Source organism: Halorubrum trueperi (assembly GCF_042662525.1).
In the GTDB taxonomy this organism is placed as follows: domain Archaea; phylum Halobacteriota; class Halobacteria; order Halobacteriales; family Haloferacaceae; genus Halorubrum; species Halorubrum trueperi.
This window is the reverse complement of the sequence record NZ_JBHSXI010000001.1, coordinates 339,317-360,028: the sequence shown is the minus strand read 5'-3', so window position 1 is coordinate 360,028 and position 20,712 is coordinate 339,317. Positions and strand designations below refer to the sequence as shown.

Sequence of the window (20,712 nt, the reverse complement as noted above, 5' to 3'; positions counted from 1 at the left end):
GCGAAGTCCTTTTTGCCGGGCGACGACTACCGAGAGCCGTGCCTGACGACTTCGACGGGCGGAAGCGCGAGACGCTCCGACGGTTCGCAGCCATCGGAGCCGCCGCGCCGTTCGTCGGAACCGCGAGCGCAGACGCCGGGGGCGACGACAACGAGACCCGCGAGGCGATCCGCGGGTACGTGCCGACGACCCCGGGCGCTCACTTCTCGAAGCTCCGCGACGACCTCAAGCTCGGCACCGGCGAGGCGCAGTACCACCTCCGAAAGCTGGAAGACGCGGGCGAGATCGAGTCGGCGAAGGACGCCGACTACCGGCGATACTTCCCGGCCGGCCGGTTCGACGCCCTCGACAAGCGCGCGCTCGGCTACCTCCGCCGGGACACGCCCAGGGGAATGATCCTCGCGCTGTTGTGTTCCCCGGACGCGACAGGTGCGGACCTGGCCGCCGCCCTCGACGTCTCCCGGCCGACGGTGAGCGCCGCCGCCGCAGACCTCGACGACGCCGACCTCCTCGACCGGACCGACGGCTACACACTTACCGAGCCGGAGCGCCTGCTCACGCTCGTCGTCCGCTACGCCGACTCCTTCGACGCCGACGCCGTCGAATTCGCCGACGACGCGGCCTCGCTGATCGCTTACGCTCCGTGAGACGACCGTTCGACATCCGCCACTCCCGCTAGGCGGTTACCATCCACGTCGTGCCCGAGGAGTACCCCCACTTTTCGACGTCGAGATCGGTGGCCGCGTCGGCGACCGCACTCATGTTCGCTCCGACCTCCTTCGCGGAGAGGTCGAGCTTGTCGGCGATCAGCCGGGACTTGAAGTAGGTCTGTTCGGCGGCGTTCTCGCGGAGATACCGCAGGATACGCGCCTGTTTCGCGGAGAGGCCGGCCGGCTCGACGGCGATCGATTCCGGGTGGACCGTGCTCATACCGAATACAGGCGGTCTCGACCTATAAGGCGGTTGGTAGACGGGGTTAACACCTCGCTGTCGGGCGGTTTCTCCGTTCGACCCACCGGTCGCCGGCGACCCAGCGTTCGATTTCGGTACGATCATCGAACGGCGATGTCGGGCCGGCGTCGACCGACGAGATCGTCCCGGCGACGGTGCGTTCGGCTCAGTACAGATCGGACACGAAGGGACCCAACGCGCCGGCGACGCCGTGTGCGAGGGCGTCGGCGCGATCGACGCGTCCGTTCGTGAGTGCGCCGGCGGCTCCGCCGCGCCGTGCGACGCCCGTGGTATCGAGTACGGCGTCCATCACGGGACCGAGTTCCTCGCCGCCGTCGACCCGGGCGGCGATGTCGACCGGGAGTTCGAGGCTCGGCCCGGCCGCGCGGCCGGTGCGAGTGCCGTCGGAAACCGCCGCCCACATGATGAGGAAGAGCCCGTCGGCCCCCTCGAAGCGGGCGACCCCTCCCTCGATGCCGACGCCGAGGTCGTACGCGCCCTCCTTCGGCTCGAGGTTCAGAACCGCCTTCGCCCGGTTCTCCGCGCCCGCGATCGTCTCGGCGTGACCGGTGGGCTGCTCGCCCACGCCGGAGGGGACGGGGACCGACTCGACAGCGACCGCCGCCGATTCACCCGACACCTCATCCGACATCTCACCCGAGACCCCGTCGATCGGCTCGTCTGCCGCCGATTCGAGTGCCCGCTCGACCGCGCGCCGTTTCACCGGATTGCCGCTGCCGACGCCGATTCGCGTTCCGACCATGTCTGCGGTTGGTCGACGCCCTACGAATAGGCGTCGAGATGGAGCGGACGCGTCCTACGGGAGCGCTCCGGGGTGGAACAGTTCTGACAGCCGCTCGATCCCGTCGATCAACGCGGGACTCGGCTGGTTCAAAAGCGAATCGTCGATCACGTGGACCGGCGCGTCGACGTCCCAGTCGCGCTCCGCGACGGTCGCGGGATCGATCCGGTCGCCGTGTCCGCAGACGTGGACGACGACGTGATCGGGATCGGCGTCCTCGACGGCCGCGAGGCCGACCTCGCGGGAGCGCTCGCCGGGATCGGCGAAGGGGTAGCGACCGCCGGCGGCCCGGACGGCGTCGGGGACCCAGTTACCGGCGGCCATTGGCGGGTCCGACCACTCCTCGCAGTAGACGGTGGGTCGCGGTCGGTCCGCGACCGCGTCGGCGACGCGGTCGAGGCGTTCGCGTGCCTCGGCGGCAAGGGTCTCTCCGCTGTCCGGTCGCCCCACGTCGGTCCCGCGGGCGGCGAACGTCTCGATCGCCCCGTCGAGCGTCGACGGCTCGCGGTGGCTGACGTCGAATCCGCGTTTTCGGCAGTCGTCCGCGAGGTCGGCCTGCAACCCGTCGCTCGTGAGAACCACGTCGGGGTCGAGGGCGGCGACGCGGTCCAGATCCGGGTTCAGCCAGCCGCCGACTCTGGCGGCCGTTCCCTCGACGTGACCGGATCCGGCGTCCGCGGGCGGATCGCAGTGGTGGGTGACGCCGACGAGCGCGGACGCGCTGCCGAGGGCGGCGACCGTGGCGGTCGCGCTCGGTGCCAGCGAAACGACGCGAGGCGTACGCATCGGATCTCGATTGGGGGCCCGTCCGCCCAAGCGTTTCGGTCGCGGCGACCGCGATCGCCGAAAACCCGTGATAGATCGTGTCCTTTCGTCGGGTTTCCGGCGACACGTTCCGGTCGTTTTAAGTTACGTTCCGCCGTCTATCGGACAAGATCGCTCTCGGACCGTTGTTCAGTTACCGAGAGGGGGTTTAGCCATGAGTGAACGACTACACACGCGGGGGAGTCGCTCCCGAACGGAGACGGAGGACGAATCGGAACGCACCGACGAGACGCTGAGCTGTCCGGAGTGCGGCGGCAACGTCATCAACGACGAGGAGCACGGCGAGAGCGTCTGCGCCGACTGCGGACTCGTCGTCGAGGCGGACTCGGTCGACCGCGGGCCGGAGTGGCGCGCGTTCGACTCGCGCGAGAAGGACGAGAAGAGCCGCGTCGGTGCTCCGACGACCAACACGATGCACGACAAGGGGCTCTCGACGAACATCGACTGGCGCGACAAGGACGCGTACGGCCGGTCGCTCGGCGCGCGCCAGCGCCAGAAGATGCAGCGGCTCCGCAAGTGGAACGAGCGCTTCCGCACCCGCGACTCGAAGGAGCGCAACCTCAAGCAGGCGCTCGGCGAGATCGACCGGATGGCGAGCGCGCAGGGGCTCCCGGACAACGTCCGCGAGACCGCGAGCGTCATCTATCGCCGCGCGCTCGACGAGGACCTCCTTCCGGGCCGCTCCATCGAGGGCGTCTCCACCTCCTGCGTGTACGCCGCCGCGCGGATGGCCGGCGTCCCGCGCAGCCTCGACGAGATCGCCGACGTCTCGCGCGTCGAGAAGGCCGAGATCGCGCGGACGTACCGCTACGTCGTCCGCGAGCTGAAGCTCGAAGTGAAACCCGCCGACCCCGAACAGTACGTCCCGCGATTCGCCTCCGACCTCGAACTGTCCGAGGAGTCGGAGATGCGCGCGAAGAGCCTCCTGCGCAACGCCAAGGAGAAGGGCGTCCACTCGGGCAAGTCGCCCGTCGGCCTCGCGGCCGCCGCCGTCTACGCGGCCGCCCTCCTCACCAACGAGAAGACGACGCAGGCCGCCGTCTCGGAGGTCGCCGACATCAGCGAGGTCACGATCCGGAACCGGTACCACGAACTGTTGGAGGCCGAAGACGGCCTCGTCGCCTAGGCCCGACCGGACGACGCTTTTCCGACACCTGCCGATCGGTTCCCCGTCAGACGCACACAGCTAAGTCCCCGGCGGCGGTACCCCGGCGTATGTTCGAGGAGTTCGTCCTGACCGCGAGCACGGCCGACCTCGGCGAGGAGTCGCGCGCTCGCGAGCACGCCGACGCCGTGGAGTTCCGGATGGATCTGGCGAGCGACCCGCTCGCCCAGCTCGAGGCGTACGACGGCGAACTCCCGCTGCTCGTCACGAACCGCGCGTCGTGGGAAGGGGGCGAAGCCGACGATCTCGGGCGGTACGACGCGCTCTCGACCGCGCTCACCAGCGATGCGGTCGCCGCCGTCGACGTCGAGCTCGCCGCGCTCCGCGGCAACGCCCCCGAAGGCGAGCGGTCGCACGCGACAGCCCTCCGTGATACGGCCCGCGAGGAGGACATCGCGGTCGTCGTCTCCGTCCACGATTTTCAGTCCACCCCCGAGCCCGGGGCGCTCGTCGATCTGCTCGCCGACGCGGCCGCCGAGGGCGACGTGGGGAAGCTGGCGACGACCGCGACCGCGCCGGCGGACGCGCTCGCGATGATCGAGGCGACCCACGAGGCGACCGCCGCCGGCCATCGCGTCGCGACGATGTGCATGGGCGAACCCGGTCGGCACACCCGCGCGGTCACCCCCTTGTATGGCTCCAGAATCGGCTACGCCCCCGTCGATCCCGCGAACGCGACCGCGCCCGGCCAGTACCCCCTCGCGACGCTCAGAGAGTTCGTCGACGGGTTGCGCGGCGACGACCCGGACGAGTAATCCACTTATAAACCCGGAGCGGCAGCGTCGAATGCTTATAAACCGACAGCGGTGGCGCGCCGGTGAGCGCCCGACGGGCGCGAACAGCGAGGGACCGGAGTTCCCTCTGTCAGCCGGCGGCAGAGCCGCCGGCGATGAAACCGCGAGCTCGTCGCGGCTGGGGCTTTGGAGGTGTTCACCGTCGATTCGTCGTCAACCGCTTATAACCGAGCGGCTGGGACTTTGGCGAAGTTCACTCCCGCGGTACCAGACACCATTTATAAACCATCATCACAGCCGTCGACCGCCTCCCCGTGCACTACGTAAAGAGCCAAACCGCTTTACGAGCGCCCCCGTAAAGGCCGGTAATGGCGACGTGCGACGTGTGTGGGGAGTACGAGAACCTCCCGTACCAGTGTAAACGGTGCGGCAAGACGTTCTGTGCGGATCACCGTCTGCCCGAGAACCACGACTGCCCCGGCCTCACCGAGTGGAACGACCCCGGCGGCGTCTTCGACAGCGGGTTCGACGGAAACGTTGACGCGGGCGACTCGGGCGCACCGAGGGGGTCAAGCGAGTCCGGCGGGGCCGGAATCGCGAGCCGCGTCAAGCGACGGATCGACCGCGAGACGAGCACGGGCGGGCTCGTGAGCTACGTCCGCGGGAACGCGACCTACGCCATCCTGGCGGCGATGTGGCTCACGTTCCTCGCGCAATTGATCATCTATCACGGAATTAGTGAGACGCTACACAACCAGGTGTTCGTCCTCCAGTCGAACGCTATCGTGAACGTCTGGACGTGGGTGACCTCAGTGCTCTCTCACTCGCCTGTCGGTCTGTATCACATCCTCGGGAACAGTATCGTACTGTTCTTTTTCGGCCCGCTCGTGGAGCGAGCGGTGGGTTCGAAGCGGTTCGTCGGGTTCTTCTTCGCGTCCGGAATCCTCGCCGGGCTCGGCCACGTCCTGTTCGCGGTGGCGACGAACGCGCCGCCCACGGGCGTGCTCGGAGCCAGCGGTGCGGGCTTCGCGATACTCGGCGTGCTCACGGTTTGGCGACCGGATATGGAGGTCCTCCTCTTTTTCGTCATTCCGATGAAGATCAAGTACCTGACGTGGGGGATCGCGCTCATTTCGGCGCTGCTCGTGGTCCAGACCGGGACGGGCGGCGTCGGCGGCATCGCGCACCTCGCGCACCTCATCGGCTTCGCGATCGGACTCGCGTTCGGAAAGCGAAACGAGGGACTCGCGCGATCCACCGGAGGCCGAGGCGGGGTGCGGATGAGCCGGGCGGGCGGTCCCCGCGGCCCGGGCGGTCCCGGCGGTCGATTCTGAATGTCGCCGGAGCCTCCGAACTCGTCAGGTTCGTCGGAGCCTTCGAGTTCGCCGCGCGTCGGCCCGGACGACGTCGCTCGCCCAGAGTTCCTACCCGACCCTACGCTCTCTCGGACGGAGATGGAATCGCTCCAGCACGATCTGGCGGCGGCGGCGACGTTCGCTGACGACCACAACATCGCGTCCGAGGCGGTCGCGATCGACGAGCCGGCCGACCTCGCGGACGGGTTGCCGCCGGCGCGCTCCGGAGCGGACGCGTCCGATGCGCCGGTTGTGGTGGGCGTCGACCAAGCGTTCCGGACGGGAGACTCCGACGGCAGCGGTGGCAGCGACGAGGCCGTTTCCGCGGCGGTCGCGGTCCGCGACGGTGTCGTCATCGAGTACGCGAGCGCGGCCACACCGCTATCGATCCCGTACGTCCCGGGGCTGCTCGCCTTCCGGGAGGGAGAGTCTCTGTTGGCCGCGCTCGACGCGCTCTCGGTCGAACCGGATCTGCTGGTGTGTGACGGCTCGGGGCGGATCCACTTCCGGGAGGCCGGGATCGCGACCCACGTCGGCGTCCTCCGGGACGTACCGAGCCTCGGAGTCGCCAAGAGCCTTCTGTGCGGCGTTCCCGACGAGCCGACCGATGAGCGTCCAACCGGGTGGCGGACGCCGATCCGCGCGGACGATTCGGTGGAGACGATTGAAGCGTTGGCGGGTGCGACCGCCCCCGTCATCGGTCACGCGTACCAGTCGCGACAGTACCCGAACAGTCGCCGCGTGAACCCCCTGTACGTCAGTCCCGGGCACCGCGTGTCCGCCGAAACGGTCGTCGATCTCGTCGAGGCGCTGTGTGCGGGGTACAAGCTCCCCGAACCGACTCGGCTCGCTGACGCCTACGCCGACGTGGCGAAGCGGACGGACGGGGAGTGAACCGACGCCCGACTTCTTGTGCTATCAATTGTCACGGACCGGCGGTTTATATACCGTGGACTGCGAACGCGAACGTATGGGAGACGAGGACACGGACGGACCGATGTCTGCCGAGGAGTTCAGATCGCTTCGGGACGGACTGGTTCGACAGAGTTCCGGCGGCGGGACGACCGTTTATAAGAACGCCGCCGGAGTCGGCTGCCCGAACCCCGACTGCGACCGCGGCGTGTTCCAGACGCTGTTCGTGAGCGACCACGGCTGGCAGCAGATCGGGGCGACCCGCGACGGGATCGACCTGTGTCTGTGCAACACCGATTCGAAGCGCCTCGTGTTCATCCACGACGAGTGAAATCCGTTCGCCCCGGGTCGTCGGGCGAAACGCCTTTTTGAGCTCCGGGTGCCAACGATCGCATGGCCCTCCCCTGCCCCATCAGCGCCGAGGATTTCGTCGACGCCGTCTTCCTCGCGGTGGCGACCGTCGCCGGATTTCTCGCCGGCGGCGTCGTCGGTCTCGTTCTCGGCCTGCTCGCCGGCTACGCGTACGTCGAACTCGCCGGTCGCGTCGCCGACCTCGAAGCGACCGTGAACGCGCTCGTCAGCGAGAAGGAGGATCTCCGCGGACGCGTGACGGAGTTGGAAAGCGAAGGGGGAAACGGTCAAAATACCGGACCGAACGACCGAAACATCGGACCGAACGGCCGATAGCCGTCCGATCAGTTACTGCGGATCGGACGGTCGATGCGGATCGAACGGTCGATGCGGATCGGACGATCCGCGTCCGTGATCGGTCCTTCGAGTCAGGAGGTCACGACGGTGACCGGCCCGTCGAAGTCGAGGAGCACCCGCTGAGTGGGATCGCCGAACAGCGCCTTGCCGGTTGGGGATCGCTCGCGACCCGCGAGAAACACGTGATCGCAGTCGTGCTCTTCCGCCGCGTCGATCAGCACCTCGCCCTTCTCGCCGACGTATCCCGCCGCCTCGTACGCCACGTCGAGGCCCGCGAGCGCGTCTTCGGCGAGGTCGCGGGCGAACGCCGCCGCGCCTTCGCTTGCGTCGTCCGTGCTGTACGTCTCCGTGCCGCCTGACATCGATGCCATCGCCTGTCGACGGGCGGCGTACTCGTCTTCGGTCGTGACGTGAACGACGATCACCTCGGCGTCGACGCCCGCGGCGAGGGTTCCGGCCTCGCGCGCCAGCTGTTTCGTTCCGTCTGTCGGTTCGATCGCTACGAGCGCGCGCTCCATGTCCCCCGAAAGCTGGTCCGTCGGCTTAGTGTCACCGGAGGGTGGTGATTCGGTGCCCGATTGATCAGAAAGTATCTGTCATGAACTTTGTTGATTTTAATGATTTACTATATATAACTTTTTAACTCCGGAGTTAGCAAGTCCCAGTTTGTATGGGACCGATACCGTTGCAGGCTGTCGAATTCGCGCATAGCCCGCTTCTGACGTTCATCATCGGGTTGATCACGGTCGTCGCGCTACTCGTGTGGCTCGACTTCCCGGCGTTCATCGGACTGGTCATCGCGGGATTTACCGTGGGACTCGTCAACGCCGCGTTCGTTCCCGACTTCACGTCGACGATGGCCGCCACCGAGGTCGCCGGCGCGTTCGGCGACAACATGGCCGGCATCGGGATCCCGATCCTGATGGCGGCCGTCATCGGAAAGGCGATGCTAGAGAGCGGTGCAGCCCAGCGCGTCGTCCGCGGCTTCCAGAACGTCCTCGGTGAATCGAACTCGGACATCGCGCTGCTCGGGAGCAGTTCGGTTCTGGCGATCCCCGTCTTCTTCGACAGCGTGTTCTACCTGATGGCTCCGCTGGCCCGATCGATGCGCGCCCGCGTCGGGCGCGACTACACGCTGTTCATCGTCACGGTCGGCACGGGTGCGGCCGCCGCGCACGTGTTCGTCCCGCCGACGCCCGGACCGCTCGCCGTGGCCGCGGAGGTCGGAAGCGACCTCGGAATGACCATCCTCATCGGCGTCATCACCGCCATCCCGGCGGTTCTCGTCGCCGGCCTCGGTTACGGTCGGTGGATCAACGCCCGTCTCGATATCCCGCTCCGGGACACGATGTCCACGACGACCGAGGAGTTGGAAGCGGTCGCCGAACGGTCGACCAGCGAGCTCCCGGGCATCCTCGAATCGCTCGCACCGATCGTCGTCGCGGTCGCGCTCATCGGGTCGGGGACCGCCGTCGACACGTTTCAGCAGTGGTATCCATCGCTGGCGACGCTGGAGCCGATCGTCGGGTTCCTCGGAGACAAGAACGTCGCGCTGATGTTCGCCGCCGTCGTCGCATCGGCCTCTTTCTATCGTCACGACGACCTGATGCAGGGCGAGTGGAGCGAAGAGCTCACCGAGGCGCTGAAAAGCGGCGGAAACATCGCCGCGATCACCGCGGCCGGTGGCGCGTTCGGCGCGCTGCTCGCGGCCTCCGGGATCGGCGATTACATCGCCGGCTCGCTCCAGGAAGTCGGGATCCCGCTTCTGGTGACGGCGTGGCTCATCGCCGCGGTCGTCCGCATCGCGCAGGGGTCCGCGACCGCCGCGATGCTGACCGCGGCGGGAATCATGGCCCCGCTCGTCGGACAGCTCTCGGTTCACCCCGCGTACCTCGTCATGGTCATCGGGGCCGGCGGGAACATCTGTTCGTGGTACAACGACTCCGGCTTCTGGCTCGTCAAGGAGATCGGTGGGCTCACGCAGGAAGAGACGCTGAAGACGTGGACCGTCCTCACGACCCTGATCGCGGTGTCGGGGCTCGTGACGACGCTCGTCTTCTCGTCGGTGTTCCCGTTCGCCTGATCGGCTCACGCGGGTCGACGCACGCGGGTCGCACCTACTGATTCGTCCGATCCGCGTCGTGTCTATTGATTCGCCCGATCCGCGTCGTGTCTCGCGCTCGATTTCGTTCCATCCCGTTTCCCGCTGGCACGCCCCTCACGCGGCCTTGTCTTCTCGTTTCTCTGTGGCACGTTCGGCCCTGACTCGTTCCTCCCCGCGACGCTGTTCCCTGTCGAACCGTCAGCGATGGACAGCTTTTAGCCGGACGGCCGGGGAACTCGGGTACATGGTCGAGGCGTTCGCGGTCGCCAGCGGAAAGGGCGGCACGGGGAAGACGACGAGCACGCTCGCGCTCGGCATGGCGCTCGCCGAGGAGCACGACGTCACCGTCGTCGACGCCGACACCGGGATGGCGAACCTGCTGTTTCACACCGGGCTCGACGACGCGACGGTGACCCTCCACGATCTCCTGGTCGAGGGGACCGCGACGGACGTCTCGGCGGCGACGTACGACCGGTTCGGGCTTTCCGTCGTCCCCTGCGGCACGTCGCTCGCGGGCTTCGAGGCCGCCGAACCCGGTAGGCTCCGCGAGGTCGTCGCGGATCTCGCGCGCGACACCGACGTGTTGCTGCTCGATTCGCCGGCCGCCCTCGGGTCGAAGTCGGCGGTGCTCCCGGTCGTTCTGGCGGACCGCGTCGTAATCGTCGTCGAACCGACGATTCCCGCACTCTCCGACGGGCTGAAAGTCCAGGAGTACGCCCGCTCGTACGGGACCGAGACCGCGGGCGTCCTGTTCAACAAGGTCCGGGACGAGGCGGCCGACGTGGCCGATCAGGCGGAGCGGCACTTCGGCGGTCCGGTGCTCGCGAGCGTCCCCGACAGCGACGTGGTTCGAGCGGCGCGGCGGGCCGGCGAACCGCTGCTCGCGCACGCGCCGGAGAGCGATCCGGCCGCCTGCTACCGGCGAGCCGCAGCCGGGCTCGACGTCCGCGACGGCGACGGCGACGCCGTGGCCGACCGGTTCAGGAGCGCCGTCGTCCCCGACACGCCATGACCGGCGCGTCGGACTCATCGGAGCTCCGGATCCCCCGGGGGACCCTCCTGCGCTCGCGCGTCGTCTCCGACGTGGGGACGACCCTCTCGCGCGCGCTCGATCGCGAGCTAACGGGGTACGCGACGCTGGTCCCGCAGGAGACGCTCCTGCTGTCGGGCGAGGCGAAGGGCGTGCTCACGTTCGCTGACGGAATTCCGGTGTTGGCGTACAACACGGTGAGCGACAGCGGCGGGGCGGACGCGCTCGCGGAACTCGCCGTCCCCGGCCCCTACCGCGTCGAGCTGTACGCGGTCGACGGCGGCGGGTTGGAGACCGCCCACGAGGAGAACGCGCTCCGGGTCGCGCCCGGCGCGGCCGCGACCGAGCTCGCCGACGATCAGCGGCTCGCCGAGCGCACCCGAGACGCGTCGCCCGACGAGCGGCTCGAAGACCCCGACAAGGACGACACCGACGCCGTCGCGGCGTTCCTCGAAGACGACGACCGGATCGAGGCGATCCGCGAACAGGCGAGAGCGGAGGCGGCGGCACGCGCAGACGAGTGGGGCCTCGATGCCGCGATCGACGGCGGACGTCCGAACGAGACGAACGACGAGGGCGACGCCCATCGATCCGACCGATCCGACAGATCCGACCGGTTCGATAGATCTGACAGATCCGACCGCTCCGACAGATCCGACCAATTCGGATCGAGCGGGTAGCTGTTACAGAACCAGTAACACGTGTTCGGTCCCGTCCGTTGCGCGGAGGATAAGTATAGGACGGCACCCACCGATCGATCGATACGAGCCGGTCGGCGGTTCGTTCCCTCATCCCCTCGCGTTTTCGGCCCTCATTCGTTCCGTTTCCGAATCCGAGAACACCCTCCAGCCGCCGCGTCCCGACCGGCGGTGACTGTCGGTAACTCGCCTCTGAGTAATATTTAATTCACCGTTGTGGAGGTCGGAAGCTTCATACGTCGGCTCGCGGATCCTCCGGGTACACGAATGGCAGTACTCTGGCTGGAGGAAGTCGATGCCGACGACGTCGGGACCGTCGGCGGGAAGGCGGCTTCGCTCGGCGAACTCATCGGTGCGGGGCTCCCGGTTCCGCCGGGATTCACCGTCACCGCCGGCACGTACCGAACCTTCATCGAGGAAGCGGAGATCGATGAGGAACTGTTCTCGGCCGTCGATGTCGACCCCGAGGATTCGGCCGCGCTCCGCGATGCGGAAGAAACCGCCGAGAAGCTGATCCTCGAAACGCCACTGCCCGACGACGTCCGCGAGGAGATCCTCGATCGGTACCGGTCGATGGGATCCGACGGCGACGAGGCGTTCGTCGCCGTTCGCTCCTCGGCGACCGCAGAGGACCTGCCCGACTCCTCGTTCGCCGGACAGCAGGAGACGTTCCTCAACGTCCGCGAAGACGCCCTGATCCGCCGCGTGAAGGAGTGCTGGGCGTCGCTTTTCACCCAGCGCGCGATCTACTACCGCCAACAGCGGGGATTTCCGCACGCCGACGTCGACATCGCCGTCGTCGTCCAGCGGATGGTCGACGCCGACAAGTCCGGCGTGATGTTCACCAGTCACCCCTCGACCGGCGATCCGCAGATAACAATCGAGGCCGCGTGGGGTCTCGGCGAGGCGGTCGTCTCCGGAACGGTCTCGCCCGACAACTACGTCTACGACCGCGAACGCGGATCCGTCGATCAGGTGACCGTCGCAGAAAAGAAGGTGGAGATGGTCAAGGATCCCGAGGCGGGCGAGACCGTACAGCTCGACATCGAGGACGAGCGGCGGGACGGGCGCGTCCTCTCCGACGCGGAAATCGAGGAACTCGTCGCACTCGGTGAGCGCGTCGAGGATCACTACGGGACGCCACAAGACGTCGAGTGGGCGATACACGACGGAGAGATATTCATGCTCCAATCGCGCCCGATCACGACGATACAGGAGGAATCCACCGCGGACGACGGCGAGAGGGACGACGCCGGAACGGCGGCCACGGGATCCGACGCCGACGGCGATGCCGGGGGGACTGGAAGCGTCGCCACCGGCGGCGATCACGGCGCTGTGGACGACGAGGACGTCCTCGTCGACGGGCTCGGTGCCAGCCCGGGCGTCGTCTCCGGTGCGATCCGAATCGTCCACAAGCTCGACCACCTCGATCAGGTTCAAGAGGGCGACGTCATGGTGACGGAGATGACGATGCCGGACATGGTGCCGGCGATGAAGCGGGCCGCGGGTATCGTCACGGACGAGGGGGGGATGACGAGCCACGCCGCGATCATCTCGCGCGAACTCGGCGTGCCGGCCGTCGTCGGCACCGGGAACGGAACGAGGCTCCTCGACGACGGGCAGAACGTCACGCTGGACGGCGACAAGGGAACCGTCCGCGCGGGAACCGCCGAGGACGCCGAGTCCGGAGCGGAGTTCGAGCCCGTCGAGGCGGCGCGGCCGGAGACCCCGGTCAAGCCGATGACGGCGACGGAGGTGAAGGTGAACGTCTCGATTCCGGAGGCGGCCGAGCGAGCCGCGGCGACGGGTGCCGACGGCGTCGGACTGCTCCGGATCGAGCACATGGTGCTTTCGCTCGGTAAGACGCCGGAACGCTACATCGCCGACCACGGTGCCCGGGCGTATCAGGACGAGCTCATCGACGGAGTCCGACGGGTCGCCGACGAGTTCTACCCGCGGCCGGTCCGCGTTCGAACGATCGACGCGCCGACCGACGAGTTCCGCGAGCTGGAGGGCGGCGAGGGAGAGCCGAACGAGCACAACCCGATGCTCGGTTGGCGCGGGATCCGGCGGAGCCTCGACAAGCCCGACCCATTCCGCCAAGAGCTCGCCGCGTTCGCGCGGCTTCTGGAGATGGGATACGACAACCTCGAAGTGATGTTCCCCCTAGTCAACGACGCCGCCGACATCGAGGGGATCAAAGGTCACATGCGCGACGCCGGTATCGATCCCGAGACGAATCGGTGGGGCGTGATGATCGAGACGCCCGCGAGCGCGCTGCAGATCGAAGATCTCGCCGCCGCGGGGATCGACTTCGCCTCCTTCGGCACCAACGATCTCACTCAGTACACGCTGGCCGTCGACCGAAACAACGAGCACGTCGCCGGTCGGTTCGATGAGCTCCATCCGGCGGTGCTAACGCTCATCGGCGACACGATCGAGACGTGCCGGGAGCTCGGGGTCGACACCAGCATCTGCGGACAGGCCGGATCGAAGCCGGAGATGGTCGACTTCCTCGTCGAGGAAGGCGTCTCCTCGATCTCAGCGAACATCGACGCCGTCCGCGACGTCCAACACGAAGTGAAACGGACCGAACAGCGACTCCTCCTCGACTCGGTCCGCTGAGAACGGACGAGAACCCGGGCGATCCCGGGGACGAACCCGGGCGCGAACCCGAAGCCGGCCCCAACGGCGATCGCACGTTCGGCTGCGAGATCGAAGAGCGGAACGGGTAAGACCCTCCGCGGTAACGTTTCGTCGAATGCAGCAGCCCGAGCCGCAGTCGTTCGACCGGGTGCTCTCCTCGATGTGTACCGAGCCGCATCCCGCAGCCCGGGAAGCGGGAGAGCGCTTCCTCGCGACGAATCCGGGAGATCCCGCGACGTACGACGCGGTCGCGTCGCTGGAGGAGCGCGCGGTCGAACTACTGGCGACGCTCGCGGATCACCCGACGCCGACCGAGGCGTCCGGCTACGTCACTTCGGGCGGAACCGAGGCGAACGTGCAGGCGGTGCGCTCCGCGCGAAACAGACACGACGCGAGCGACGTGAACGTCGTCGTACCGGAGAGCGGTCACTTTTCGTTTCACAAAGCGGCGGGGCTGCTCGACGTCGAGCTCCGCACCGTTCCCGTCGACGGCGACTACCGGACCCGGACCGACGCCGTCTCCGCCGCCGTCGACGAGTCGACCGCACTGGTCGTCGGCGTCGCCGGGTCGACGGAGTACGGGCGCGTGGACCCGATCCCCGAACTGACCCGAATCGCACACGACGCCGGCGCGCGGATGCACGTCGACGCCGCGTGGGGCGGCTTTATCCTCCCGTTCACCGGCCACGAGTGGTCGTTCGACGACGCCGCGGTGGACACGCTGACGATCGACCCGCACAAGTTCGGACAGGCGGCGGTTCCGGCCGGTGGCCTGCTCGCCCGCGACGCGGCGGCGCTAGATGCGCTCGCGGTCGACACGCCCTACCTGGAGACGCGCTCGCAGGCGACGCTGACTGGTACGCGGAGCGGCGCTGGCGTCGCCGGCGCGGTCGCGGCCATGGAGGCGCTGTGGCCGGACGGCTACCGCGACGCCGTCAAGCGAGCGAGCGGCAACGCCGACTGGCTCGCCGCGGCGCTCGCCGATCGCGGATACGACGTGATCGAACCGGAGCTGCCGCTCGTCGCCGCGTCGTTCCCGGAACCAGAGTTCGACGCGCTCCGCGAGGTCGGGTGGAAGATCTCGCGGACGGCGAGCGGGGAGCTCCGCGTGGTGTGTATGCCACACGTGACCCGCGGGGCGCTTCGCGCGTTCGTCGCGGACCTCGACCGGATACGAGCGTGAGCGGCACGGGAGCTACCGACGTCCGTTCCGCGAGGTGATGGCGAACAGGCGGCGAGAGACTGGCGAACAGGCGGCCGTATCGTCGTCCGTCCGGGCAGGTGGCCGCGCCACCGCTTCGACCGCGCCGGGGCGACCGTCAGGCCACGGGCGGCGATTCCTTCGGTTTCCGGGATAAGCGGCCGGTGTCCGGCACAGCGGACGCGGGTCACCGATCAGTTTCGACTGAGCGGACCGAGTGCTGGACCGAAACGGCCATGGGACGGCGAGTCGATCGTCGCGTATGCACGTCGTCGTCAACGCCGCCCAGAGCGTCGACGGGAAGATCGCGACGCGGCGACGAGAACAGCTCCGGATCTCGGGTCCGGAGGACTTCGACCGGGTCGATCGCGTCAGGGCCGCCGCCGACGCGGTGCTGGTCGGCGTCGGGACGGTTCTCGCCGACGATCCGCACCTCACCCTCGACGAGGAGGATCGCCGAGTTCAGCGGCTCCGGACCGGGCGTTCAGGGGATCCCGCCCGGGTCGTCGTCGATTCGACCGGTCGGACGCCGACCGACGCGCGGATCCTCGACGACGCGGCGACGACCTACCTGCTCGTCTCGGAGGCGACGCCCGCCGATCGCCGCGAGGAACTGGACGCGGCCGGCGCGGAGGTGATCGTCGCCGGCTCGGAGCGAGTCGACCTCGTGGCGGGGATCGACGAACTGGCCGAGCGCGGCGTCGGCCGACTGATGGTCGAGGGCGGCGGAGAGGTGATCTACTCGTGTTTCGCGGCGGAGCTCGTCGACGAACTGCACGTGTACGTCGGGTCGATGGTCGTCGGCGGCCGCGACGCTCCGAGCCTCGCGGACGGCGAAGGGTTCGACGAATCGTTCCCGCGGCTCGACCTCGTCGACGTCGAGCGGCTCGACGACGGGCTCGTACTCTCGTACGAGGTCGACGCCGGCGGCTCTTGAGGTCGATGCCGGTAGCTCTTAAATCAGAAGGGGTGTGTGACCGTTCGTCACGGATCGGCGGGTATACGGCCCGTGCTACCGGCTTACACCCGAATTCACCGAAGTCTTTATGTGTCGGGATGCGGTAGTGTCTGTTACCAGAACGCCTCCGGCGCTGGTGGGATCGCACGCTGAAATGAACGGGAGCTCTTGTGAACGGCCCGATGCACGACGGCGAGCGATCGCTATCCCCGGAGCGGTGATGGAGAGATAAAAAATGGTAACGAAAGACGAAGTCATCGAGCAGTACGAGATCGAGGCGATGGACGAGGCGGACAACGTGGACCTTTCTGAGGACGACCTGGAGAATGGGTCGAAAGGCCAGCTCATCAAACGCGCCGGGCAGCTTCGTGACCGACGCAACGAGCTGAACCAGATGGCCTCCGAGCGCGCGTCGAAGCGCGACGACCTCAACGCGAAGACCCGCGAGAAGGTCGATGAGGCTCAGGAACACCGCGAGAACCGCGACGAGCTCAACGAGCAGGTCCAAGAGCACAAGGACAAGCGCAACGAGCTCAACGCCGAGGCCAACGAGCTGTTCGACGAGGTCGAAGACCTCAAACAGGACATGGAGCTCGGCTCCGGCAAGTCCATCGAGGAGCTCAAAGAGGAGATCGAAGACCTGGAGTTCCGACAGCAGACGGAGGTCCTCGACGCCGAGGACGAGCGCGAGCTCATCGAGAAGATCGACGAGAAGCGCGAGAAGCTCGCCGAGAAGAAGGAGAAGGTCGACGACACGAGCGAACTCGACGACCTCGTCGAGGAGGCCGAGGAGGTCCGCTCGGAAGCGTCCCAGCACCACCAGAAGGTGACGGAGCTCGCGGACAAGGCCCAGGAACACCACAACCAGATGATCGAGGCCTATCGCGAGGCCGACGACATCCGCGACGAGGCCGACGAGATGCACGAGCTGTTCGTCGAGGCCCAGGAGGCCGCCGACCAGCACCACGAGGACTTCGTGCGCGTCCAGAAGCGCCTGCGCGAGCTCGACAAGGAAGAGGAGGAGGAGCGCAAGGACGAGCGCGCTGAGAAGCGCGAGGAAGAGAAGGAAGAGGCCGAGGAGATCTACCAGAAGTTCAAGGAGGGCGAGACGCTCGACACCGAGGACCTGATGAAGCTGCAGAAGACCGGTCTGCTGTAGCTCGGACGCCGATTTCCCTGATTTTTCGGTTCGTTTTCGAGGCCACATAGCGCCTTCTCAGCGTCGGCCGTCCGAGCGGATCTCGCCCGACGAGAGCGCTGTGAATGACGCCACCATATAAACGGCCGCGACCCCAACCGACGGTATGGAGATCGACGCGCGTTCGGACGGACGGAACCTCCTCGCGGCCGCCGTGGTCGGCGCGACGGCGACGGTGGCGGGCCGGCGGATCGTCGCCCGGCTCACCCGGGGACGGTTCGGCGACGCCGAGGAGTACAACGCGGCGAAGGTGACGATCTCCGGGCCGATCACCCGCAAGAGCGGGCGACCCTCGCCGCTGTCGGGCCCGGGCGGAACGACCGCCGACGAGGTCGTCGAGCAGATCGAGGCGGCCGACGAGGACGAGGAGGTCGAGGCACTGATCGTCGAACTCAACACTCCCGGCGGCGAGGTGCTGCCGAGCGACGACATCCGGCGCGCCGCGGCCGACTTCGACGGACCGACGATCGCGTACGCGACCGATCTCTGCGCGTCGGGCGGCTACTGGATCGCGAGCGGCTGTGACGAGCTGTGGGCGCGCGACGCGAGCCTCGTCGGTTCCATCGGCGTTGTCGGCTCCCGTCCGAACGCGGCTGGACTCGCCGACAAGCTCGGCATCTCCTACGAGCAGTTCACTGCCGGCGAGTACAAGGACGCCGGGATCCCGCTGCGGGAGATCGAAGACGACGAGCGCGAGTACCTCCAGGGGATCATCGACGGCTACTACGAGCAGTTCGTCGACACCGTCAGCGAGGGGCGAGACATGGATCCCGAAGCCGTCCGCGAGACCGAGGCGCGCGTCTACCTCGGCAGCGACGCCCTCGAAATCGGCCTCGTCGACGAGATCGGCACCGAAGACGACGTCGAGGAGCGGGTCGAATCCCTGATCGGGGCGGAGCCCGAGGTCCGCGAGTTCACCCCCGACCGGGGGCTCGCGGAGCGGCTCGGCATCGGCGCGGAGCGCGTCGCGTTCGCCGCCGGAAACGGGGTCGCCAGCGTGTTCGCGGACGAGGGCGGCGACGTCGACGTCGAACTTCGGTAATCGGGTCTCGGAGACGATGACCGGTTCCGAGCGACGGGGAGCTTTTTATCCGGGCGGATAGTGAGTCGAGGTGTGACGACGCTGGTCATCTGCATCGATCGCTCGGGCGCGATCGGCCGGGCCACGAACGTCCCGATGCCGGTCGCCGGCTGGGAAGCGGTCCGGTCGCTCGTCACCGACGCCGGGCTCAGCGACCCGGAAGACGCCAGCGTCAACTGTCTGCTCGAATCGCTACGGGTCGCGCGGGACCTCCGCGACGAGCGCGAGGAGTCGGTCGTCGCGGTCGTCTCCGCCGAGAGCGACAGCGCGGTCGGTGCCGACCGCTCGATCGCCGCCCAGCTCGACGACCTCGTCGACCGCTACGACCCCCGTGCCGCGATCGTGGTGGTCGACTCCGCGGAGGACGAGCGCGTGCTCCCGATCGTGGAATCGCGGATGCCGGTCGATTCGGTCGATCGCGTCGTCGTCCGGCAGGCCCGCGACATCGAGTCGACGTACTACCTGCTCAAGCAGTTCCTCGCCGACGAGCAGCTCCGCTCGACGATACTCGTCCCGTTCGGCGTCGCGCTCCTGCTCGTTCCGGCGCTGTTCTACTGGTTCTCCGCCGGTGAGGCGATCGCGGGCGTGGCCGGCCTGCTCGGTGCCGCGCTCCTGTACAAGGGGCTCGCCGTCGACCGCGTCGTCGCGGGGATGCCCGAGCGGATCCGCGAGGCGCTGTACGCCGGGCAGGTGTCGATCGTGACGTACGTCGTCGCCGCCGGGCTCGCCCTCGTCGGAGGGTTCTTCGGGGTGCTGTCCGCCTCGGATCTCGGCTCAGAGGTCCCCCGGGTGGTCGAGATCATGGAGTTCACGTTCGCGGCGGTTCCGTGGTTCGCGGTCGCGGGGGTGACGGCGGCCGTGGGTCGCCTACTCGACGAACTGATCCGAGACGAGGGGATCCGGACGCCGTACCTCAACCTCCCGTTCGTCATCGCCGCCGTCGCGCTCGTCGTCCGCGGGTTCGCGGGGTACTTTCTCGCACAGGAGGCGATCCTCGATCCGTTCGAGATGGTCGGGATCGTCGTGAGCCCGGTCGAACGGCTCGCGGCGTTCATCGTCGCGGGGATCGTCGTCTCGCTTGTCGGCGTCAAGATCGCGAGCGACGTTGGAACGGAAACCCTCGAAGACGTCATCGACGCGGACCGGGACGCCGACGGGGAGTGACTCCGAGCCGAACGCCGACGAGGAGTGACTCCGAGCCGAACGCCGACGGGGAGTGACTCCGAGCCGAACACCGACGGGGTGTGACCCCCGATGGGAACGAGGCCGATCCGAGCCGCAGGCGACCGCGTTCCTTTTGTCGATCGCGGCCGCGTGAGCGCTCATGGACGTGTACGGACTGATCGGGAATCCGGTCGGCCACTCGCTATCGCCGCCGCTCCACGAGGCCGGCTACGAGGCTCTCGGCATCGACGCGCGCTACGTGACGTTCGAACCGGGAGCCGACGCCGCGGTCGAGGCTATCGAGGGGGCCGCCACGCTCGGCGTGTCCGGGCTTAACGTTACCATCCCCTTCAAGCGGGACGCGCTGGATGCGGTCGAGGCCGACCCCCTCGCCGAGCGGATCGGCGCGGTCAACACGATCGACTTCGCGCCGGTTCGCGAGGGGACCTTGGAGCGTCCTCGCGGCTACAACACCGACGCCGCGGGAGTAAAGCGGGCGTTCTCGCGCCACGGCGTTGGCCTCGACGGCGCGGATGCCGTCGTCGTCGGAGCCGGTGGTGCCGGGCGGGCCGCCGCATTCGCGCTGGCCGATGCTGGGGCGACGGTTCGAATCGCGAACCGCACCGCCGAGCGCGCCGTCTCGCTCGCGGACGAGGTTCGCGGCGCGACCGGCGGCGGACTCGACGATCTCGGGGAGCGCGTCGCCGACGCCGACGTGCTCGTCAACGCGACCAGCGTGGGGATGGACGACCCGGAGGAGACGCCGGTCCCGGCGGCGCACCTTCACGACGGCCTCGCCGTGCTCGACGCGGTGTACGCGCCGATCGAGACGCGGCTGCTTCGAGAGGCGGCCGCCACGGGCGCGACGACGATCGACGGTGCGTGGATGCTGCTGTTCCAGGGCGTGGAGGCGTTCGAGATCTGGACGGACGAGGCGGCACCCGTCGACGCGATGAACGCGGCGCTTCGTGCAGAACTGGAGTAAGGGGCTCTGTAGAAAGACTATCCTACAGACACACTTCGCCCGAATCAGCGGGGTGCAGAATGGTACCTCCTGTTCGATAGCGGGAGTGGGTATTGCAGACCGCCGTCGGCGACGTGGTATGTCAACGGCCGAATGCGGCGACGACTACTTATAAATAGAGAGTTGGTGGCGCGCCTCCGAGCGGCCGATAGGCCG

21 protein-coding genes are annotated in these 20,712 nt (G+C 68.0%); 17 read left to right on the top strand and 4 right to left on the bottom strand.

The genetic code is table 11. From position 1 onward, the window contains the following. Positions 1 to 38 precede the first annotated feature (38 nt). On the top strand, positions 39 to 647 hold the full coding sequence (locus tag ACFQEY_RS01760) for a winged helix-turn-helix transcriptional regulator (protein ID WP_379764196.1): 609 nt from the start codon (positions 39 to 41) through the stop codon (positions 645 to 647). A 28-nt stretch (positions 648 to 675) separates the two neighbouring features. On the opposite strand, the gene ACFQEY_RS01755 is transcribed toward ACFQEY_RS01760, so the two are convergent. The 3 genes from ACFQEY_RS01755 to ACFQEY_RS01745 form a co-directional block, all read right to left on the bottom strand. After that, positions 676 to 930 (bottom strand): DUF7123 family protein, encoded by a 255-nt coding sequence (locus tag ACFQEY_RS01755; RefSeq protein ID WP_379764194.1) that lies wholly within the window; start codon positions 928 to 930, stop codon positions 676 to 678. A gap of 187 nt (positions 931 to 1,117) precedes the next feature. Then, positions 1,118 to 1,714: a DUF84 family protein gene (locus ACFQEY_RS01750; RefSeq protein WP_379764192.1), complete on the bottom strand. Its 597-nt coding sequence runs from the start codon at positions 1,712 to 1,714 to the stop codon at positions 1,118 to 1,120. Between the two features lie 54 nt (positions 1,715 to 1,768). After that, positions 1,769 to 2,539 carry a cobalamin-binding protein gene (locus ACFQEY_RS01745; protein ID WP_379764190.1) on the bottom strand — a complete coding sequence of 257 codons (771 nt, stop codon included), beginning with the start codon at positions 2,537 to 2,539 and terminating at the stop codon, positions 1,769 to 1,771. A 193-nt stretch (positions 2,540 to 2,732) separates the two neighbouring features. On the opposite strand from ACFQEY_RS01745, the gene ACFQEY_RS01740 reads away from it, so the two are divergent. The 6 genes from ACFQEY_RS01740 (at position 2,733) to ACFQEY_RS01715 (ending at position 7,431) form a co-directional block, all read left to right on the top strand. Then, a complete protein-coding gene (locus ACFQEY_RS01740; RefSeq protein WP_007998204.1) occupies positions 2,733 to 3,704 on the top strand; it encodes a transcription initiation factor IIB in 972 nt (323 codons plus the stop codon). Positions 3,705 to 3,793: 89 nt separating this feature from the next. After that, the gene (locus ACFQEY_RS01735; protein ID WP_379764188.1) at positions 3,794 to 4,498 is read left to right on the top strand and encodes a type I 3-dehydroquinate dehydratase; all 705 of its coding nucleotides are present in this window, start codon (positions 3,794 to 3,796) and stop codon (positions 4,496 to 4,498) included. A gap of 347 nt (positions 4,499 to 4,845) precedes the next feature. Next, complete coding sequence (locus ACFQEY_RS01730; protein WP_379764186.1) at positions 4,846 to 5,811, top strand: rhomboid family intramembrane serine protease; 966 nt, start codon at positions 4,846 to 4,848, stop codon at positions 5,809 to 5,811. Positions 5,812 to 5,931: 120 nt separating this feature from the next. Beyond that, entirely contained in the window at positions 5,932 to 6,726 is a 795-nt protein-coding gene (locus ACFQEY_RS01725; RefSeq protein ID WP_379764184.1) for an endonuclease V, read from the top strand. Between the two features lie 76 nt (positions 6,727 to 6,802). Beyond that, a complete protein-coding gene (locus ACFQEY_RS01720) occupies positions 6,803 to 7,075 on the top strand; it encodes a DUF7385 family protein (protein WP_379764181.1) in 273 nt (90 codons plus the stop codon). A 62-nt stretch (positions 7,076 to 7,137) separates the two neighbouring features. After that, positions 7,138 to 7,431, top strand: a complete 294-nt coding sequence (locus tag ACFQEY_RS01715; RefSeq protein ID WP_379764178.1) for a hypothetical protein — start codon at positions 7,138 to 7,140, stop codon at positions 7,429 to 7,431. Positions 7,432 to 7,523: 92 nt separating this feature from the next. On the opposite strand, the gene ACFQEY_RS01710 is transcribed toward ACFQEY_RS01715, so the two are convergent. After that, positions 7,524 to 7,970, bottom strand: a complete 447-nt coding sequence (locus tag ACFQEY_RS01710) for a universal stress protein (protein ID WP_379764175.1) — start codon at positions 7,968 to 7,970, stop codon at positions 7,524 to 7,526. Between the two features lie 152 nt (positions 7,971 to 8,122). On the opposite strand from ACFQEY_RS01710, the gene ACFQEY_RS01705 reads away from it, so the two are divergent. The 10 genes from ACFQEY_RS01705 (at position 8,123) to ACFQEY_RS01660 (ending at position 20,517) form a co-directional block, all read left to right on the top strand. After that, positions 8,123 to 9,535 carry a GntP family permease gene (locus ACFQEY_RS01705; RefSeq protein ID WP_379764172.1) on the top strand — a complete coding sequence of 471 codons (1,413 nt, stop codon included), beginning with the start codon at positions 8,123 to 8,125 and terminating at the stop codon, positions 9,533 to 9,535. Positions 9,536 to 9,800: 265 nt separating this feature from the next. Continuing rightward, the gene (locus ACFQEY_RS01700; RefSeq protein ID WP_379764169.1) at positions 9,801 to 10,568 is read left to right on the top strand and encodes a nucleotide-binding protein; all 768 of its coding nucleotides are present in this window, start codon (positions 9,801 to 9,803) and stop codon (positions 10,566 to 10,568) included. Continuing rightward, positions 10,565 to 11,266 (top strand): DUF8054 family protein, encoded by a 702-nt coding sequence (locus ACFQEY_RS01695; protein WP_379764166.1) that lies wholly within the window; start codon positions 10,565 to 10,567, stop codon positions 11,264 to 11,266. Before ACFQEY_RS01700 ends, ACFQEY_RS01695 begins: the two co-directional genes overlap by 4 nt. A 285-nt stretch (positions 11,267 to 11,551) precedes the next feature. Then, positions 11,552 to 13,909 carry a phosphoenolpyruvate synthase gene (ppsA, locus tag ACFQEY_RS01690; protein WP_379764163.1) on the top strand — a complete coding sequence of 786 codons (2,358 nt, stop codon included), beginning with the start codon at positions 11,552 to 11,554 and terminating at the stop codon, positions 13,907 to 13,909. Positions 13,910 to 14,045: 136 nt separating this feature from the next. After that, positions 14,046 to 15,113 carry a tyrosine decarboxylase MfnA gene (gene mfnA, locus ACFQEY_RS01685; protein ID WP_379764160.1) on the top strand — a complete coding sequence of 356 codons (1,068 nt, stop codon included), beginning with the start codon at positions 14,046 to 14,048 and terminating at the stop codon, positions 15,111 to 15,113. Positions 15,114 to 15,393: 280 nt separating this feature from the next. After that, a complete protein-coding gene (locus ACFQEY_RS01680) occupies positions 15,394 to 16,068 on the top strand; it encodes a 2,5-diamino-6-(ribosylamino)-4(3H)-pyrimidinone 5'-phosphate reductase (protein ID WP_379764158.1) in 675 nt (224 codons plus the stop codon). 256 nt (positions 16,069 to 16,324) lie between these two features. Further along, the gene (locus ACFQEY_RS01675; RefSeq protein ID WP_379764156.1) at positions 16,325 to 17,248 is read left to right on the top strand and encodes a coiled-coil protein; all 924 of its coding nucleotides are present in this window, start codon (positions 16,325 to 16,327) and stop codon (positions 17,246 to 17,248) included. 145 nt (positions 17,249 to 17,393) lie between these two features. Next, positions 17,394 to 18,329, top strand: coding sequence for a signal peptide peptidase SppA (sppA, locus tag ACFQEY_RS01670; RefSeq protein WP_379764154.1), 936 nt, complete (start codon positions 17,394 to 17,396; stop codon positions 18,327 to 18,329). Positions 18,330 to 18,401: 72 nt separating this feature from the next. After that, positions 18,402 to 19,532: a DUF373 family protein gene (locus ACFQEY_RS01665; protein ID WP_379764152.1), complete on the top strand. Its 1,131-nt coding sequence runs from the start codon at positions 18,402 to 18,404 to the stop codon at positions 19,530 to 19,532. Positions 19,533 to 19,692: 160 nt separating this feature from the next. Next, on the top strand, positions 19,693 to 20,517 hold the full coding sequence (locus ACFQEY_RS01660) for a shikimate dehydrogenase (protein WP_379764150.1): 825 nt from the start codon (positions 19,693 to 19,695) through the stop codon (positions 20,515 to 20,517). The last annotated feature ends 195 nt before the right edge of the window (positions 20,518 to 20,712 follow it).

Excerpts from the sequence above, each read along its gene's own strand:
- ACFQEY_RS01755 (WP_379764194.1), bottom strand. The coding sequence starts at position 930 with ATGAGCACGGTCCACCCGGAATCGATCGCCGTCGAGCCGGCCGGCCTC.
- ACFQEY_RS01750 (WP_379764192.1), bottom strand. The coding sequence starts at position 1,714 with ATGGTCGGAACGCGAATCGGCGTCGGCAGCGGCAATCCGGTGAAACGG.
- ACFQEY_RS01745 (WP_379764190.1), bottom strand. The coding sequence starts at position 2,539 with ATGCGTACGCCTCGCGTCGTTTCGCTGGCACCGAGCGCGACCGCCACG.
- ACFQEY_RS01740 (WP_007998204.1), top strand. The coding sequence starts at position 2,733 with ATGAGTGAACGACTACACACGCGGGGGAGTCGCTCCCGAACGGAGACG.
- ACFQEY_RS01735 (WP_379764188.1), top strand. The coding sequence starts at position 3,794 with ATGTTCGAGGAGTTCGTCCTGACCGCGAGCACGGCCGACCTCGGCGAG.
- ACFQEY_RS01730 (WP_379764186.1), top strand. The coding sequence starts at position 4,846 with ATGGCGACGTGCGACGTGTGTGGGGAGTACGAGAACCTCCCGTACCAG.
- ACFQEY_RS01725 (WP_379764184.1), top strand. The coding sequence starts at position 5,932 with ATGGAATCGCTCCAGCACGATCTGGCGGCGGCGGCGACGTTCGCTGAC.
- ACFQEY_RS01720 (WP_379764181.1), top strand. The coding sequence starts at position 6,803 with ATGGGAGACGAGGACACGGACGGACCGATGTCTGCCGAGGAGTTCAGA.
- ACFQEY_RS01715 (WP_379764178.1), top strand. The coding sequence starts at position 7,138 with ATGGCCCTCCCCTGCCCCATCAGCGCCGAGGATTTCGTCGACGCCGTC.
- ACFQEY_RS01710 (WP_379764175.1), bottom strand. The coding sequence starts at position 7,970 with ATGGAGCGCGCGCTCGTAGCGATCGAACCGACAGACGGAACGAAACAG.
- ACFQEY_RS01705 (WP_379764172.1), top strand. The coding sequence starts at position 8,123 with ATGGGACCGATACCGTTGCAGGCTGTCGAATTCGCGCATAGCCCGCTT.
- ACFQEY_RS01700 (WP_379764169.1), top strand. The coding sequence starts at position 9,801 with ATGGTCGAGGCGTTCGCGGTCGCCAGCGGAAAGGGCGGCACGGGGAAG.
- ACFQEY_RS01695 (WP_379764166.1), top strand. The coding sequence starts at position 10,565 with ATGACCGGCGCGTCGGACTCATCGGAGCTCCGGATCCCCCGGGGGACC.
- ppsA (WP_379764163.1), top strand. The coding sequence starts at position 11,552 with ATGGCAGTACTCTGGCTGGAGGAAGTCGATGCCGACGACGTCGGGACC.
- mfnA (WP_379764160.1), top strand. The coding sequence starts at position 14,046 with ATGCAGCAGCCCGAGCCGCAGTCGTTCGACCGGGTGCTCTCCTCGATG.
- ACFQEY_RS01680 (WP_379764158.1), top strand. The coding sequence starts at position 15,394 with ATGCACGTCGTCGTCAACGCCGCCCAGAGCGTCGACGGGAAGATCGCG.
- ACFQEY_RS01675 (WP_379764156.1), top strand. The coding sequence starts at position 16,325 with ATGGTAACGAAAGACGAAGTCATCGAGCAGTACGAGATCGAGGCGATG.
- sppA (WP_379764154.1), top strand. The coding sequence starts at position 17,394 with ATGGAGATCGACGCGCGTTCGGACGGACGGAACCTCCTCGCGGCCGCC.
- ACFQEY_RS01660 (WP_379764150.1), top strand. The coding sequence starts at position 19,693 with ATGGACGTGTACGGACTGATCGGGAATCCGGTCGGCCACTCGCTATCG.